Here is a 17,442-nt window from a genome sequence, read left to right on the forward strand (position 1 = left end):
TCAATTTACCTGTCATTGCAGGAAATTTTAGGTATTTTTATCAGGTGTAGTTATTAACATAAAGTGTGTTGATTATAAGTTTATTAACATTGTTATTAACATTTTGGCTGGGCTGTTTTGGCCTAAATGCTTAATCGTGAAAAAATAGGAAATCCGCTATGTTTTTAACAAAATATCTGCTCTATACTAGAAAGTTAACATGTTTATTAACAATTCCTGGGATGGTTTTTTACAAATAGGAAGCGGATTGCATTCAAATGGCGCAGTTTATTCATATAGTAGAGTACATTCAAATAAAAGCTTCCCGAAAAATTAACATTTTGATAATCTGACGAACCTATCTTTGTGAGGTGAAAACTACCGAAGCCAATGTAGATAACCACCATGTGTTGCGTTTTAAAGAAGGTGACCCCACCGCTTTTGCCTATTTCTTTGAGCGGTATTGGGAGGATCTATACATCGTCGCTTTTCGTCATCTTCGGGAAGAGGATCAGGCAAAGGATCTTGTGCAGGAAGTATTTATCCATATCTGGGAAAAACGATCGCTCGTGAGTACTGAATACTCCGATATAAAATTCTATTTCCACAAAGCCCTCAAAAACAAAATACTGAATTACTACGCCTCAGAGCGGGTACGAAAACAGGTCTTGGAGAATTCAATGGAACGCATGGAGGCTTTTTCCAATTTGGATAGTCAGGCTTTTGCTAAGTATAAGGCGCTGGAGACTATTGTAGATGATTCGATCGACAAATTACCTAAATTGATGAAAGCAGTCTACCTCATGCGTTCCGACAATTATTCGATCACACAAATTGCCAAGGAACTCAATCTGGCGGAACAGACCGTTAAAAACTACCTGTCAGAGGCCAAAAAGATCATGCGGTACGAATTGACAAGACGATTTGCCGACCATGATTCTATATTTCTATTGCTTGCGGGCAGCGCTCTCCTTTATGATTATTTAATATAAAGAACATATTTAATTAAAGTACTTTGCCCGCTTTGACCTGTATTAGTATAAAAATTAATGCAGGTGAATTTAGAACGTTTTAAACTTATCATAACAGATTATCTCGGAGGAAAATCGACCGAGGAGGAAAGAGGTCATGTTGACAATTGGTACGAGTCGATTTCAAACGATGATATTAATCCCTTTATCGATGCAAATCATCGGGAAAAAATCAAACAAGAATTATTTATTCGTGTAGGAATAGCTGAAGCACCTGTCAAGGAAAAGAAGATGCAAGCCATAGCGGTCAGAAAATTCTCTTGGCTTTCAGCTGCAGCGGCTATTCTGGTTATAGGAGGTATCAGTCTGCTATTTTTTCAGCATAACCCGATGTCGCTTTCCCAAAAGCAGACAGAAACGATCGCATTATTGACAGAAACGGTCACGGATGCGGGCGAACTGAAAGAAATTCAGTTGCCTGATGGGACATCCATTTTTTTAAATGGAAATACGCGTATTCGCTACGATCGCAAAAATTTTGCGTCAAATAGAAGATTCTTTTTAGATCGAGGGGAGGCATTCTTTCGGGTCAAACGGGATACCTTACATCCATTTAAGATAGAAACAGGCAGCGTCTCTGTCGCAGTCCTAGGAACATCCTTCAACGTTAACAATTCGATGTCTACTAAACAGGTGACGGTCGAAGTTAAAACGGGGCGTGTGCGTGTTGCAAATGCAAAAAATGGAGCGAACCATATGCTTACAGCAGGTAAGGCCGTACGGTATAGCGTAGCTCATAATGACTTTGAAACTTTCGATAGGGATCCAGCTTATATCAATCTTTGGACACAAGGCGGTTTGCAATTGAATAACATCGGCTTCAAGGAACTAAAAGAAGTAATCTATAACCGCTTCGGCGTTATGCTGCATACCGACAATCTGAATACTGATACATTTAATTATTCGCTGATGATACCGCATGTACAATCATTGGATCAGGTGCTGAATATCGTTTGCAATATTCATCAAATCAAATTTAGGAGGGAGAAAAATGGAATAATCTTATACAAATAAAGCTGTAGGGGTAGAACAGCATAATTTATCTGCTCAAGAAAAGTGCTCATCTGGCAAACCGCTAAATCGACCAGTGAGCACCCGAATATTCATGTTTAAAACATTCATACAAATATATGTATAAAATAATTAAGCTTACCGGCCTTGCGACAAAGCTTGCGCTCTGCTCCATGGTCTCTTGTGCTGTAACCAATAGTCATGCTGGAGGATTGGAAAAGATCAATCGCGCTTATTGGGATAATATCAATATTCATTTGTCTGGTGGCAACGCCGCGCAGGCGGTACTGCAGTTGTCAAAACAAACAGGTCAAGCCATCGGCTACGATCGGAGTATGCTCCAATTAGATCGGGTGTTAATTGCCGAAAAAAAATTCCAGAATGCGAGCTTCGAAGAAGTCCTTGCCTATATTCTGAACGGAACCAACATCAAGTCAAAAAGAGTCTCAGGCGGTATTGTTCTTGTGAAAAATACGGGTAGACAAGAATCTTATGATTTGAAATTGCAGCTTGTCGATCACACAAAACAGCCTATTGGGGGAGCTTCTGTGCATATTTCATTGACTGGACAGAGCGCCTTGTCGAATGCCAAAGGTGAAGTGACCATTCGATTAGCTGCCGGCGTATACGATGTACTGATAAGCCATGTTGGCTATGAAAAAAAAGAGTTGAACGATCTCAAGCTCGATGCCAACACGACAGGTATACGTCAGGTGATTTTAAATGAAGATGCGAACGAATTGGATGAAGTGGTGGTAACCGCATTGGGTATCAAACGCCAAGACCGTTCACTGGGTTATGCTGTCGGTAAAATTAAGGGTGAGGATATCAATCGGGTCAACAATGATAATTTTCTGGTTGGTATGGCCGGAAGAGTACCCGGGGTTTCGATTAGTTCTACTGGACCCACTGGTTCCAGCGTGAATATGGTGATTCGTGGGGCATCATCGTTAAGTACAGACAACCAGCCGCTATTTGTCGTGGATGGAGTGCCCTTGATGAATAGTTTAAATAATGTTGGTCAGATCGGTGACGACAACAAAGTGGATTATGGTAATGCAATTGCCAATATCAACCCCGAAGATATTGACAATATTTCCATCTTGAAGGGACCAAGTGCAGCGGCGCTTTACGGCTCACGTGCTGGTAATGGTGTGGTGCTGATCACAACCAAAAGTGGTAAGAATGCGGAGAAGATGACTATTGCTGTGACTAGTAATACAGTATTTGATATTCCTTATAAATTTATTGAGTTGCATAACAAATTTGCCAGTGGCACCTTGCCATGGCGGCCAGGCGACCTACCCGGCAATTTAGTTATTGAGGAGGAGTCGAGTGTTATGGTAGGCCCTGCGCTAGATAAGGGCTATAAAGCTGTCCAATGGAATAGTCCACTTGACGAGAACGGTAAATCCATTCCTACGGAACTAAAAGCGTACCCCAATAATATCAAAAACTTTGTTCAGACTGGAGTGACAAGCACCAATGGGATTTCCCTGAGCAACAGAAGCGAAAAACTGGACTATCGTTTCTCTTATTCCAATATGGCCAATAAAGGTATTATCCCCAATTCGGATCTGTTTAGAAACACCTTGAATATCAATTCGACCATGCGCCTGCGCAATAGCCTGACATTGGGCCTCTCATTAGATGCCAGTAGAAATAACTCCAACAATAGACCTGCTGGAAATCGCGGAACCAATCCGATGCAAGCGGCCTATGAAGTTGCGCCTCACATCAATATTCTGGATTTGCAGGATTATTGGCTGCCGGGGCAGGAGCAGATTCAACAGCGTTCACAGTCTATTGGCAACCACAATAACCCGTACTTCCTTGCCTATGGGGTGAACAATGCTTTTACAAGAGACCGTGTCTTTGGAAATCTACGGTTAGATTGGACCATCAAAAAAGATTGGACGGCCATGATTCGGTACGCAACGGATATCTATTGGGAAAACAGGGAAACAAAAATCCCTTATAGTTATACGAACGAACCTAGAGGTGCTTATGGAATTGTTAATCTGATGAACATGGAACAGAATATCGACTTTCTGACGGCATATACAAAGAAGATCACCGACTTTCAGATCACAGGATCATTGGGTGGGAATTTGCGGTATAATCGTGGTAAAACCGTGCAAAATACCACAAAGAATGGCGCTGGACTCATCACACCGGGGCTCTATACATTGGCCAATATCAGTCCACTGAACCTGGATTTCTACAGCACAATTTCTGAAAGAGCGATAAACAGTGTTTACGGACTGATCAATCTAAGTTACCGGGATATGGTTTATTTGGATGTGACTGGTCGTAATGACTGGTCCAGCACCTTACCTGTAAACAATCGATCCTATTTTTATCCTTCGGCATCTCTAAGTGTGTTGGCCAACCAGGTATTTTCTTTGCCTAAAACGATCAATTTGGCTAAGCTGAGAGCGGGTATTGCGCGCGTGGGAAATGATACTTATCCTTATAATCTTTCCAATGTACTGAGTAATCCAGGTAGCTGGGGTGATGTATTGCGGCTAACACGTTCAGGATCACTCTTGGTTCCTAACCTGAAGCCCGAAATTGCCACATCTTACGAATTTGGCTTGGATCTGGGTATGTGGAATAATCGATTGAAGTTTGAAGGAACATACTATAAGCTGGAGAACAAAAATCAAATTATTTCAACAACCTTACCGGGATCAAGCGGTTTCAATTCGAAAAATATCAATGCCGGACTGCTAAGCAGCCGAGGTATTGAACTTGCTGTTTCCGGGCGACCTATTGCCAGGGAAAATTGGTCCTGGGACGTTGGTGTCAATTGGCATCGCAATCGTACACGTATCGATGAGCTTTCTGATGGTGTAGAATTCTATACCTTTTGGACCGACGGTCGGGGTGGGGCACGTACCTATGTCGGGGAAGAGATCGGGGATCTGTACGATTCCAAGTTAGTGACCGTGGAGGATCAGTCGTCGCCGTATTATGGTTTTCCCATTCTCAATAAAAATGGTTCTTGGCAGGCTGTACGGATCAATAATAGTCGCAACAAAATCGGAAATTTTAATCCCGATTTCACGATGGGCCTACAGTCAAGCCTTCGCTATAAAAAATGGACGATGAATATTGCCGCAGATATGCGTTTTGGCGGGAAATTTATGTCGCAGACTTATCGCTATTTCGAATCGAACCTAACCACGCAACGTTTTCTTGACCAAATGATCAATCCCAATGGGATGACAGGTGAAACGCTGCGCAATTATTTGGTCGATAACAATCTTGTTCGTGTACAGGGCAATCGTTATCCCATTGTTGGAGGACCAGGCGAAGAGTATGGTGGTTATCCGATCAGTGTGGGTGGTCTTGTTGGCAATTTTGGCGTGTTTAATCCTGGTGTTATCGCACAATATGATGATAAAGGTAATATCACAGGTTATACGGAGAATCTGGGTGGTGAAGGAACAAAATATATCGCTTATTCAGACAATTACCCCTGGGATTTTATGAATGCAGCGACATTTGATGCATCTTTTATCAAGCTTCGGGAACTTTCCTTTAGCTATGATTTAACAGGAAAATGGCTGAAGCGTCTTGGGATAGAAAATGGTAGCGTGGGTGTTTATACCCGTAACCTGATCTTATGGACCAAAGCAAAAGTAGGTATAGATCCGGAAATGGCCTTCCAGCCAGAAACTGGTGTTGGATTTAAACAGGGGATTGAGCGCTATAACGTTACCCCTTGGTCAATGCCTATTGGATTTAAAGTAAATGTGACATTTTAAATATACAACATAAATGAAAAATCAGTTGAAGAGATTCACCATGGCTGTAGTAGGTCTTGGTATAGTATGGAATATTTCAGCTTGTAAAGATCTGACTGAACTTAATATCAATCCAAACGGTGTAAGTGAGGAAGATGCCAATCCCAATCTGTTGTTACCGACAATATTGACAGGAGCAGCAAAAAAATACAATGAGTTGAGTTTCTCAGATCTTGGCGGAGTCATGCAGCACACGCAGTTTGATGCTTGGTTCAATTCACATAATGATTACGAGTGGACTGGAGGAATTTTGAGCTGGGATGCTTATTATGGCTTTTTACGTGACAATGAACTTATGCGTAAACGCGCGGAGAAATTGGGGCTAGATTTCCATAAAGGAGTTTCGCTGGTGATGCGCGCTTACTTATTTGGTTTGGTGACTGATCTCTGGGGGGACGCACCTTATACCGATGCCTTAAAAGCGGAACTGGGAGATGCTGTATATAATTTTCCGAAATACGATAGCCAGGAAATAATCTATAAGGGAATTATCGACGAGTTGAAACAAGCTAACGACCTTCTATCCCGTCCCGATGGTTCCTATGAGGTACTGGCTAATGCGGATGTTTACTTTGGCGGAAAAGCTTCAAAATGGCGCCGTTTTGCTAATTCGTTGGCATTACGGTATTATATGCGAATTTCAGCAAAGTCTGCGGACTTTGCCAAACAGGGGATTGAAAGTATTGTTGCCAACCCCGATAAATTTCCACTTATTACAAGTGCAAACGATGATGTGTTGATGGATTTTGTTGGTAATAATGCAAATGACTCCTGGCCGTCAAATACCGTTTATGATGCCAGTGGAAGTAATTTTAGACGCATGAAAATGTGTGCAACATTAGTTGAACGGCTGCAAGAACTGGGCGACCCTCGTCTAGCGGTTTGGGCGAAAAAGATAGAGATCCCTATTGAAATCCGTAATACTGAACCTGCAGGTACAGATAAGATCGTCAATGGTGTCCGGATTGTATCACCGGATGTTGTCAAAGGTATTCCGGTGGATACCGATAAGGAGTATGTTGGACTGCCGCCAAGTGTTTCTAAAAATCCTTCAGCCTACAATCTCAACCCAACACCAGGGCAGACCTCAATCAACCCGCATGTTTCTTACCTGAATGATAGCTATCGTTCGGCGAAGGGAAGTTTATTAAAAGCACGATTGCTTTCTGCTGCCGAAGTTAATTTTATTTTGGCTGAAGCGGCTTGGAAAGGATGGGGGATGCCTGAGTCAGCGAAGACCTATTATGAGCGTGCTATACAGGAGTCGCTGGCAAGCTGGGGAAAGGCTGCAGACTATTCCAATTATATCCGTCAGAAAGGTGTGACGTTTGAAAATACCCAAGTGCAGATTATCGAACAAAAATGGATCGCCAGTTGGACAACTGCCGCACAGTCCTGGTTTGATTACCGTCGCACAGGGTACCCCGCTTTAAAGGCCGGCCCCGCAGCCATTCGAACACAGCTTCCTGTTCGCGTACCTTATATGCAAACCGAAATGAGTGTGAATCAGAAAAATGCTGAAGAGGCCTTGAAACGTATTGAAAAGACCGCTTATTCACAAGCGGATAATGAAAATAGTGCTTGGTCAAAACCTTGGTTATTGCAAGGGACAAACAAGCCCTGGTAATTCGTAATCATCAATTAAAAGTTATTAAACATAACAATCAAATCGATTCATAAAACAATATCACCATGAAAATCAAACATATTCTTCTAGCTGTAGTACTATGCTGCACTTTATTGGAAGGGAAAAGCCAGACGGATAATAACGCCAAACAACCTGATCGGATTACGTTGACCTGGTCCGATAATCCCAGCAATACACAGTCTGTTTCTTGGCGGATCAATGCGGATAGGACTAAAATCATTGGTCAGATTACCGAAGAACAGAGCAATCCGGAACTTGAGAAAAATGCAACTACAATAAATGGAACAGCGCTATCTCTCGAGCGAGGACAGCAAGAGGATGCTTATGGACAGGTAACCTTCCGTGACCTGAAACCCGGTACAGTTTATGCCTATCGCGTTGGAGATGGCAGCAATTGGAGTGCCTGGAACCAATTCAGAACTGCGGAGCGTTCAGGCGCGTTTTCATTTATCTATTTGGGCGATGCGCAGAACGACCTACGTTCACGTTGGGCACGTGCCATTCGTCGTGCTTTCCAGCAGGAAGCAAATGCTCGTTTTATTGTTCACGCGGGCGATCTGATCAATCGTTCAAATGCGGATGAGGAATGGGCAGAATGGCATGAGGCCGCAGGATTTATTCATCAGATGATCCCTGCTGTTCCAACACCCGGGAATCACGAGTACCGTCGCGATTCGTTGGGGAAACTTGTCTTGGATCCGCATTGGAAAGTACAATTCAACTTGCCGAAGAATGGACCTGAGGGAATGCAGGATGCTGTTTATTACCTCGATTATCAGGACCTTCGTATGATCTCTCTAAATTCGCAATTGATTATGCTGGATTCGACTGCAGCAGCAACGCAGGAAATATGGCTTGAAAAAGTACTGGCATCGTCAACAAAAAAATGGAACATTGTTGTCATGCACCATCCCGTATACTCCACGGCAAAAAATCGTGACAATACCATCTTGAGAGAACGTTTCAAACCTATTTTCGAGAAATATGGTGTCGATTTGGTCCTTCAGGGGCACGATCATACCTATGCTCGTGGCGGGCTGGGTAAAAAGCGACCTGTCTATCTCCTGTCTGTAGCGGGGCCTAAGATGTATGAATCAGATTCTGAGCGCTGGATGGAAGTTGCAACCTCACAGACGCAATTGTATCAGGTGATCAAACTGACCGCTGATAAACTGTATTTTTCAAGCTACAAGTTGAATGGGCAGTTGTTTGATTCATTCGAGTTGTCGAAAAAGTAGAACGACATAGACGGAAGGTGATCCATTCAAACCGGATTACTTTCCGTCAATATAGGTGCAGGATTCAATCCATGACGCGATTAAGATGTAACTGCTGCGAGATCGCCGGTTTCTAACGCATAACAAAAAGAGATTGCTTAAAATAATAGCTATACAACAATGAAAAATATTATATTTTCTACTATCTTGTTGAGTATGATAGTAAGTTCTACAAGCCATTTATATGCTCAGTCGAAAGATTTAATAACCAAGTTAGATCAACAGAGTTTACACATAGCTGCCCACCGGGGAGCTCATCTGGAGCAACCGGAAAACTCGATTGCCGCTATCGAAGAGGCTATTCGGCAGGGGGCTTCCGTGGTAGAGGTGGATGTAAGGGCAACCAAAGATGGTGTACTTGTGCTGATGCACGATAAAACAGTCAATCGCACGACAACCGGGCAAGGAGAGCTCGCCAAACAGACTTATGCCGAGCTTCAACAGCTCCACTTACGCAAAAAGGCAAATGGTGAAGCCTCGGATCATGTTATACCAACCCTATCGGAAGCTTTGCGCGTTGCAAAGGGAAAAATTATTGTTGACCTCGATTTTAAAGAAGATCGCAAAGAGTTTATTAAGAAAACCTATGAACTTGTTGAACAGGAGGGAATGGAAGACCAAGTGCTGTTTTTTCTTTACGATTACAAAGACATGCCCAAGATTTACAAATTCAATCCAACGATAACACTTTTTCCGAGGGCACGTAGTATGAAGGATCTAGAGGCCATACTAAAGATGAAATTAACCTCAATTGTTCATCTTGATGAATCATTTACTGATACCGAAAAACTTAATGCATTGCGCAAACAGGGTATTTATTTTTGGATGAATAGTTTGGGGGAATATGACGACAAAGCAGAACAGGAAGGAAAGGAAGCTTATCGATCTTTTTTGGAGAAATATCCTTTTGTACGTCTTATTCAAACAGATCATCCGAGCTTGTGGCGCGAGGTGCTTTCCGGCTCTTAGTCTATTTTTATCTGTTTAGTTAAAAATAATTAATTTATTGTAGCGATATTGGTAGGATGATCGTCATACAGCTATAACTAATGGAAACCGCAATGAATAAATTATTTACGGGAAGTTTTGCTATCCTCTTTTTACTGACGAGCTGCAGTAAGGAAAATGAAGTGACTGTACCTATGGATGTTCAAAAACAGCTGGAAAGTTTTGAATGGAGCCCTATCGTGTCTGCGAAAGGTACGACAAATGAGCAGCATAAGTATAAACTGAAAGATTGTGAAAAGGATAATGTGTATACGTTCACAGTTGCTGAATCAGCGAATAAATTCACTGTCAATCGTGGTAAGGAACTATGCGGGGATGATAAGCTAACATTTGAAAGTTTGATTTTTGCTGAACAACAGCATCGCGCATTTAGCTATGATAAAGAGAAGAAAAGTATCAAGTTTGCCGACAGTAGCCCTTACCAAAGTTATGAGGTACAGATTGATGCTGATCAGCTCATATTAATTTCGCGCAATGATAATCCGCTAGCATACGCAGCTCCAATTGAATACTATTTTCAAGGTAAGCGGGTGGCTGCAAAAAAATAAGTAGTATATTTCCTTTAACACTCAAAAGAAAGACGGCTTGCCGTCTTTCTTTTTTTAGTTATATATGGATAAAATCCCATTCTACTGATTGGATCAATTTTCCCTGCTCCCTGATGTCATGCCGATCTCGCAATGTGCTAGAGCGAACCTTGTGTTTTTTGCAATTTGTTTTCCTTCAGTTGAGTAGTTAATCTAAATCAGACCGTTGATCTTACTGTTTTACGTACATGTAATTTAAACCGATGCTGCGAAATATAGATGGTTAAAAGAATTAGGAATCAAAATTTAACTTGATTATTTAGGCTAAATCGTTAATTTAGTGTTTTGGAAACCGGTTGCATAGATGTAGTGAATTAATAAAACCGGATCCAATTAATGAATAAAACTAGAAAAATAATAATCCACTTATGAAAGTCCGTATATTACTGATGGCCGCAATGACGACATTGCTCTGCCCACAACTTCAAGCCCAGCAATTGCCTTATAAGAATAGTACCTTACCTATTGAAAAACGGGTAAGTGATCTATTGGGAAGAATGACTGTGGAAGAGAAAGTCGGGCAACTGAGCAAATTGCTGGGCTGGGACATGTATAGCAAGAGCGGAAAAAAGGTTACAATCAGCAATAAATTACGAAAGGCGGTAAAAGAACAGCATATCGGATTATTATGGGCGACTTTACGTGCCGATCCTTGGACACAAAAAACCTTGCTGAATGGGTTGAGCCCAGTAGAAGCTGCGCGTGCTACCAATGCGATCCAACGTTATATGGTGGATAGTACACGACTGGGTATTCCATTGCTGTTATCTGAGGAGGCGCCACATGGACATATGGCTATTGGAGCAACGGTGTTTCCTACGGCAATTGGGCAGGCGAGTACATGGAACCCACAGTTGATTCAGGATATGGCTTCAACGATCGCGATGGAGACTTATGCCGTGGGTGGTAAAAACGGTTACGGTCCTGTATTAGATTTAGCACGAGATCCGCGTTGGTCGCGTACTGAAGAGACCTATGGGGAGGATCCCTACCTTATTGGACAAATGGGAAGTGCTATGATCCGTGGTTTTCAAGGGGAAAAGTTAGGTGAGCGGGATAAAATAATAGGTACTTTAAAGCATTTTGTTGCTTATGCGGCTCCTGATGGCGGCCACAATGGTGAGTCTGTATCGTTTGGCGAGCGAAGCTTGAGACAGTATTTTCTGCCGCCTTTTGAGCGTGCTGTAAAATCGGGAGCTGGGTCGGTTATGACGGCATATAATAGCATTGATGGTATTCCTTGTTCAGCCAATTCCTGGTTGTTGAATGACATCCTACGGAAAGACTGGGGATTTACGGGCTTTGTCGTATCGGATCTATTGAGTATATCAGGGCTCAATGGAGGTCATGCAACAGCAGCGACTGCCGAGGAAGCGGCTTCACAAAGTATACATGCCGGATTGGATGTCGATCTAAGCGGGACTGGTTATGGTTCAAATCTGCTTAAGGCTGTCCAACAGGGGCTCGTTGAACCTGCTGTTCTTGATACAGCAGTGGCCCGTGTACTACGAATGAAGTTCAATTTGGGGCTTTTTGATCATCCCTATGTGGATGAAAAGTTGGTAGCCCAAAAAGTCGCTACGGCACAAAATAAAACGGTGGCAAGACAGGTGGCCCGCGAGTCGATTGTTTTGCTTAAAAACGATCAGCATATTTTACCCTTAAGTAAATCGTTGAAACGAATAGCCGTTATAGGACCGAATGCCGACAATGCCTATAATCAGCTGGGCGATTATACTGCTCCACAGGCTGAAGGGAAAGTTCAGACCCTCTTGACTGGAATAAGGGCGGCAATTGGTAACAGTACGAAGGTTGATTATGTGAAAGGTTGTGCAATCCGTGATACAAGCAATTCCGATATTGCTGCCGCTGTCGCAGCTGCAAAGCAGGCCGATGCGGTGGTTTTAGTCCTGGGTGGTTCGAGTGCACGTGATTTTAAAACGTCGTATCAAGCAACTGGAGCAGCCAATGTTGATCCCAATACGGTAAGTGATATGGAGAGCGGAGAAGGATTTGATCGCGTTTCACTGGATATGATGGGCGATCAGATCAAGTTGCTCAAAGCGATACAGGCGACCGGAAAACCAGTTGTACTTGTTACGGTTATGGGGAGACCATTGAACTTAAATTGGGCATCTGAACATGTGCCTGCAATTGTGAATGCATGGTACCCTGGACAGGAGGGAGGCTTGGCAGTTGCCGATGTCTTGTTTGGCGACTACAATCCCGCTGGAAGATTACCGATTTCGGTACCTCGTTCGGTCGGCCAGCTTCCGGTCCATTACAACCATATAAAACCCAAACATCACGACTATGTAGAGATGTCGGCTAAGCCATTATATGCATTTGGTTATGGGTTGAGCTACAGTAGTTTTGATTACTCGAATTTACAGGTCTCTTTGAAGGAGAATGGCAATGATTTTGCTTGTACGGTGTCGTTCGACGTGGCAAACAACGGTAAATTGGCGGGAGATGAAGTCGCCCAGTTGTATATTGTGGATGAAGTAAGTTCGGTCGTAACACCGGTAATGCAATTGAAGCGATTTGAACGCAAAAACATTGCAGCCGGGACGACGGCGCGCTATTCGTTTCAATTGACTAAGGAAGATCTCAAACTTTGGAATGCAAGCAAAGCATGGAAGACAGAAAAGGGAAAATTTAAATTCTTGGTTGGAGCATCTTCTGATGATATCCGACTTAAAGGCGAAATGGAATTAACGAGGGATTATTAATCCTAAACCACAAACTATAGCATAGGGCTGCCCAATTTTGGACAGCCCTATTTTTTTTATTTGAGCACGATATGTTTGATACTTTTCCTATTCCAGGTATAGGTGATATGAATGAGGCCTTTCGGATCCTGAATGATTGTAGGATACGAATACTCATCGTTCTTTACCCCGTCTTCCAGCGTTAGGACATCTTTCCACTGTAAGCCGTCCTTCGATATGGCGACATGAAGTTTTGTACGTCCTTCCCACCAATCGTTGCCTGCTATGGCTGGATTGAAGACAATCATCAATAAACCATTGCGTAGACGGATAGCGTCGGTGGCTGAATTGGGATTGAGTAGGTTTGTCGCTTGCCAGGAGCCCCAGGTAAAGCCTTGATCTGTTGAAAAAGCGGCCATCACCTTATTTTCTTTACTTCGACAAAGTACCTGAATGCGTCCATCCCTGTGTTGGATCACACTTGGCTGAATAACCTGTATGCTGGTATCGGGACGTATTGCGCTGATGGACCATGAATGGCCATGGTCTCGGCTGATTTCCAGGTGTGCTTTCCAGATTTCTTCTTTGGATTCCGTACTGGAAGGAGATAGCAGCAGCCCGTTGGCCAAGGTGAGCGGTTTATTCTTGATAGGCCCCAATATACCTTCACGCAATTGCTGCGGTGCTGACCAGCTCATTCCTTTATCTAGGGAATGTTTGACGTAGCCTTTCCACTCCCGTGGATTAGGACCTATTTTATAATATAAAGAGAGGGTGTCACTGTGTGGATATTGATAGAAGACCGGATTCCATGTTGGAAAACGTGTATCGCCAAGAATACCATCGGCAATCTGTATAGGCGATTGCCATTGGCCCTTGCTGTACAGGGAACTCCATATGACAACATCGGGATTAGATTCATGCGTACCGCCAAACCAGGCAACTAATAAGCTGTCTTTTCCCACGACTTGAATTGTGGAAGCATGGCATTGTTGGAATGGAACCTGACCTGTTTTAAAGATTTGCTCCGATACCAGGATCTGAGGTTTATAGGTTGCACATGAAGATAGGAACAGGATTATAACTATGGAAAGCAGGTTGATTTTTTTCATTGGAATTCAAGGGTTTTAAAACCCACTCGTTGGTTTGCGTCTTATTTTCTTTTTTCTGAGCAGAAACTTTGGGGATGCTGCGATGTTCAGGCGATTATCGTTAAACAATGACCTCGTTAAATGATAAAATTCCGTTGGATTATATCCAACGGAATTTTATGTTATTTGCTTTGCAATTGAATTGCCGTAGCATAGTTAAATCGTGTACTAGGACTTCTCAAGGTAATTTGGTTACCACGTTGCGACCAGTCCAATTTACCTTTATGACCTAAAATAGCGATCTGTTTTACGCTAAAGTTATCAGGTACTTCAAACACGTATTCATTGGGTTGTTGGTAAGTATCGCCTTCAGAAAGATGGAATACATTGACTACTTTACTGTCTTTGCTTCTGGTGTAGTAATAGTCACCCTGGTGATATGGAGCAATGGTACGAGTTGCAAATACAGCTGTTTGATTGATTTTCATCCAGGCTGCCAGTTCGTTCAAGCGATCGTATGCAGCCTGATCGTAATCTCCTGTAGGGCCAGGGGCTATGTTCAATAAGTAGTTTCCGCCGCGAGAAATGATTTTCACCAATGTTTCTACGATTTTTTTTGTCGGCTTGTATTGATCGTTGGGCACATAGCTGAATGAATTACCCATGGTGATGCAGCTTTCCCATGGAATATCCAACGGATGGTCAGGAATCGCTTGTTCAGGTGTGACATAATTTTCCCAGTTTCCAGGTACCGTACGGTCAACGACGATAATACCCGGTTGATTTTTTCTTGCCATGCCACCGATGCGGTCCATGTCAATATTTTGATCCATTTTGATCGTCTGTTGCCAGTCAACAGATTTGTCAACCGTTTCTAAGGGACGTACCTGGCCACCATCCAACCAAAGGATATCGACTTTGCCATATTCGGAAGTCAGCTCGTTGATTTGATTGTAGGTAAAGTCTTTGAATTTTTGCCAGCGATCCGGATATTTTTTAGGGTCGTAATTTACATTTCGGTCTTTTGGCGGAAAGTAGGACCACCAGTAGTAATCGGAGTGCCAGTCCGGTTTGGAGAAATAAGCGCCAATTTTAAAACCATCAGTGCGGAATGTATTGAAGATTTCTTTGGTTACATTGGCCTTTGGATTTGTCGAAAATGGCGTTTTAGCGGAGGTGATTTTATAATCCGATTCTTTGGTATCGAACATGGCAAATCCATCGTGATGTTTGGTTGTAAAGACGACATATTTCATGCCGGCAGCTTTAGCGGCATCGGCCCATTTCTGTGGATTGAAATCTGTAGGATTAAAGGTAGTCTGTAGATTTTCGTAGTTCTTGAGGTATTCAAAATAAGTTTTACCATGTTCGGGTTTGCGTTGCGTCCAGCCTTCATCTTCGGGACAGATACTCCAGCTTTCGACGATTCCCCATTGACTATAGGTACCCCAGTGCATGAAAAGACCAAACTTCATATCTTGCCATTGTTCGAGATTTTCAATCACTAGAGGATCTGTCGGTTTTTGATAGCCATTAGATACGTTATGTGCTTGGCCAAACGCTAATGTTGCGCTTGAAGCAATCAGCGCGGTGGATATAATGGTTTTTAGTTTTTGCATGGATAAAGATAGTGAAAATGATAAAAAGAAGGCCACCTTAGGTGGCCTTCTTGAAGATAGATGTAGCTTTTGCGTTAATTTACGTCCCAGAAGAGTTTGGTGTCAAGCTTATCTTTGCTTTTTACAGCGTCATAATTTGCGCCATTTAAATTCACTTCTGTTGCGGGGATATTCCATCTCGCAGGGACAGTTTTTTGAATATCAGATACTTCTGTTCTAAAAGTAAATACAGGGTAATTTAATCTTCTTACTTCCGCCCAGGATTGTAAAGGTTGAATAACATTGAAATGTAGCCATTTTTGAGTAGCGATTAATTGAATGTTATTTGTTCCCCAACCAATATTTGAAATATAGGTATTAATCTGATCTTCTGTTGGTTGAGTTGCGGCAGTAGTCGTATTATCTTTGCTCAATGCTCTGATTGCAGGGAATAGTGCGATGGATTGTTTTATACCCTGTTCGAAGGCTGATTTTGCAGCAGCATTATTTCCAGTCCTGTTGTAATACTCAGCAAGTAAATAATTGACTTCCGATGCCGTGATCAGTAACCCTGGGAAATATTCATTTCTCGAGTAAGTAGAACGATTATAGATGGCAATCTTACTTGGATTAGCTGGTGTTCCGGAAATCAAAGCAGTTTGTTCTGCACTCGTTAGAGACTGATCTAGCCCAATATAAGCCCCATTTGCACCTTGTCCAGGTTCAAAAATAAATGGTAATCTCGGGTCTGCCTTTGACACCATGTTGTCGATCATTACTTTCCCGGCAATATTGGCGTTCCAGCTTTCTAAACCATCTCTAAATCCTCTCGCATTGATATCAGATCCTGAATTGAAGACACTGATGTCGATATTATCTGCATTGGTGAGAGTTAAAGGATAAGTTGATTGATTTCCAACAATGTCGGCCAGCTCTTGGTTTGCTCTTGCTGTAAAAGTAGAGGCAGCACTGACGCGAGTCAACATACGTAGGCGAAGGGAATTACAATATTTTTTCCATAGTGTAATATCACCTTTGTTTATTAAATCCTGGGTTTTAAAAGACGTGGAAACACCTGAAGTTAGTGCTGGCAACGTATTAAGCTCGGTACTGATGGATTTTAGGTCATCCAGCATAGCTTTATATATTTCTTCTGCAGTATCATATTTAGCATACGAGCTCGGATAATTTCCGCCATTGGTACTCAACATGCCTGCTTGCGACCAAGGGATGTCTCCATGTAAATCAACAACCTGTTGCGTTTGATCATAAAAGAAAATTTTCGCTGCAAGGTAAAATATGCGTAGCTGAGTTCGCTCTGCTTCTGGCAAAGCTGTGTATACTTTTTCAAATTCTCGATATTGTGCAAGACCTGCATAATAAGTATTCCAACGATCCTGGATAGAAGCACCTCCAGGTATCAATTGATTATTCTCGTTTGCCCATCCCGTAGCTTGAACATAGCGATTAGCAGTCGATCGGAGGATAACAAAGTAATTCCAGTAACTTGGGACAACCAGTTCTCTGTAGGAATAGGTAATTCCTGCGAACTGTTTGTCGGCTGACACTTCACTTATTTTTCCTGGATCTCTATATAACTCATCAAAAGATGATTTACTACAAGAGGTTATTGCTGTAATACCCGCGGCACATAGACCAGCAAGTAAGATGTGTTTTTTGATTTTCATA

11 protein-coding genes are annotated in these 17,442 nt (G+C 42.5%); 8 read left to right on the forward strand and 3 right to left on the reverse strand.

The window, feature by feature from the left end; translation table 11 throughout:
* The first annotated feature begins 350 nt into the window (after positions 1-350).
* From BGP15_RS22250 to BGP15_RS22285, 8 genes are all read left to right on the forward strand, one after another.
* Positions 351-971 (forward strand): RNA polymerase sigma factor, encoded by a 621-nt coding sequence (locus BGP15_RS22250; RefSeq protein WP_286752290.1) that lies wholly within the window; start codon positions 351-353, stop codon positions 969-971.
* Positions 972-1,034: 63 nt separating this feature from the next.
* Complete coding sequence (locus tag BGP15_RS22255) at positions 1,035-2,024, forward strand: FecR family protein (protein WP_286770777.1); 990 nt, start codon at positions 1,035-1,037, stop codon at positions 2,022-2,024.
* A 116-nt stretch (positions 2,025-2,140) separates the two neighbouring features.
* Positions 2,141-5,794, forward strand: coding sequence for a SusC/RagA family TonB-linked outer membrane protein (locus tag BGP15_RS22260; RefSeq protein ID WP_286770778.1), 3,654 nt, complete (start codon positions 2,141-2,143; stop codon positions 5,792-5,794).
* Positions 5,795-5,807: 13 nt separating this feature from the next.
* The gene (locus tag BGP15_RS22265) at positions 5,808-7,460 is read left to right on the forward strand and encodes a SusD/RagB family nutrient-binding outer membrane lipoprotein (RefSeq protein WP_286752293.1); all 1,653 of its coding nucleotides are present in this window, start codon (positions 5,808-5,810) and stop codon (positions 7,458-7,460) included.
* A 65-nt stretch (positions 7,461-7,525) separates the two neighbouring features.
* Positions 7,526-8,719 (forward strand): purple acid phosphatase family protein, encoded by a 1,194-nt coding sequence (locus tag BGP15_RS22270; protein WP_286770779.1) that lies wholly within the window; start codon positions 7,526-7,528, stop codon positions 8,717-8,719.
* Positions 8,720-8,878: 159 nt separating this feature from the next.
* A complete protein-coding gene (locus BGP15_RS22275) occupies positions 8,879-9,727 on the forward strand; it encodes a glycerophosphodiester phosphodiesterase family protein (RefSeq protein ID WP_286752295.1) in 849 nt (282 codons plus the stop codon).
* A gap of 92 nt (positions 9,728-9,819) precedes the next feature.
* Complete coding sequence (locus BGP15_RS22280; RefSeq protein WP_286770780.1) at positions 9,820-10,314, forward strand: hypothetical protein; 495 nt, start codon at positions 9,820-9,822, stop codon at positions 10,312-10,314.
* 407 nt (positions 10,315-10,721) lie between these two features.
* Entirely contained in the window at positions 10,722-13,085 is a 2,364-nt protein-coding gene (locus BGP15_RS22285; RefSeq protein ID WP_286770781.1) for a glycoside hydrolase family 3 N-terminal domain-containing protein, read from the forward strand.
* Positions 13,086-13,141: 56 nt separating this feature from the next.
* Here the strand turns inward: BGP15_RS22285 and BGP15_RS22290 are convergent, their stop codons facing one another.
* The 3 genes from BGP15_RS22290 to BGP15_RS22300 all read right to left on the reverse strand — a co-directional run bounded on the left by BGP15_RS22290 (position 13,142) and on the right by BGP15_RS22300 (position 17,441).
* Complete coding sequence (locus BGP15_RS22290) at positions 13,142-14,176, reverse strand: sialidase family protein (protein WP_286770782.1); 1,035 nt, start codon at positions 14,174-14,176, stop codon at positions 13,142-13,144.
* 161 nt (positions 14,177-14,337) lie between these two features.
* Complete coding sequence (locus tag BGP15_RS22295) at positions 14,338-15,774, reverse strand: alpha-L-fucosidase (RefSeq protein ID WP_286770783.1); 1,437 nt, start codon at positions 15,772-15,774, stop codon at positions 14,338-14,340.
* 74 nt (positions 15,775-15,848) lie between these two features.
* Positions 15,849-17,441, reverse strand: a complete 1,593-nt coding sequence (locus BGP15_RS22300; protein WP_286752300.1) for a SusD/RagB family nutrient-binding outer membrane lipoprotein — start codon at positions 17,439-17,441, stop codon at positions 15,849-15,851.
* Position 17,442: the final 1 nt, after the last annotated feature.

The sequence above is a fragment of the Sphingobacterium sp. 40-24 genome, from assembly GCF_001899705.1.
Lineage (GTDB): Bacteria > Bacteroidota > Bacteroidia > Sphingobacteriales > Sphingobacteriaceae > Sphingobacterium > Sphingobacterium multivorum.

Excerpts from the sequence above, each read along its gene's own strand:
- BGP15_RS22290 (WP_286770782.1), bottom strand. The coding sequence starts at position 14,176 with ATGAAAAAAATCAACCTGCTTTCCATAGTTATAATCCTGTTCCTATCT.
- BGP15_RS22295 (WP_286770783.1), bottom strand. The coding sequence starts at position 15,774 with ATGCAAAAACTAAAAACCATTATATCCACCGCGCTGATTGCTTCAAGC.
- BGP15_RS22300 (WP_286752300.1), bottom strand. The coding sequence starts at position 17,441 with ATGAAAATCAAAAAACACATCTTACTTGCTGGTCTATGTGCCGCGGGT.
- BGP15_RS22260 (WP_286770778.1), top strand. The coding sequence starts at position 2,141 with ATGTATAAAATAATTAAGCTTACCGGCCTTGCGACAAAGCTTGCGCTC.
- BGP15_RS22265 (WP_286752293.1), top strand. The coding sequence starts at position 5,808 with ATGAAAAATCAGTTGAAGAGATTCACCATGGCTGTAGTAGGTCTTGGT.
- BGP15_RS22270 (WP_286770779.1), top strand. The coding sequence starts at position 7,526 with ATGAAAATCAAACATATTCTTCTAGCTGTAGTACTATGCTGCACTTTA.
- BGP15_RS22285 (WP_286770781.1), top strand. The coding sequence starts at position 10,722 with ATGAAAGTCCGTATATTACTGATGGCCGCAATGACGACATTGCTCTGC.
- BGP15_RS22280 (WP_286770780.1), top strand. The coding sequence starts at position 9,820 with ATGAATAAATTATTTACGGGAAGTTTTGCTATCCTCTTTTTACTGACG.
- BGP15_RS22275 (WP_286752295.1), top strand. The coding sequence starts at position 8,879 with ATGAAAAATATTATATTTTCTACTATCTTGTTGAGTATGATAGTAAGT.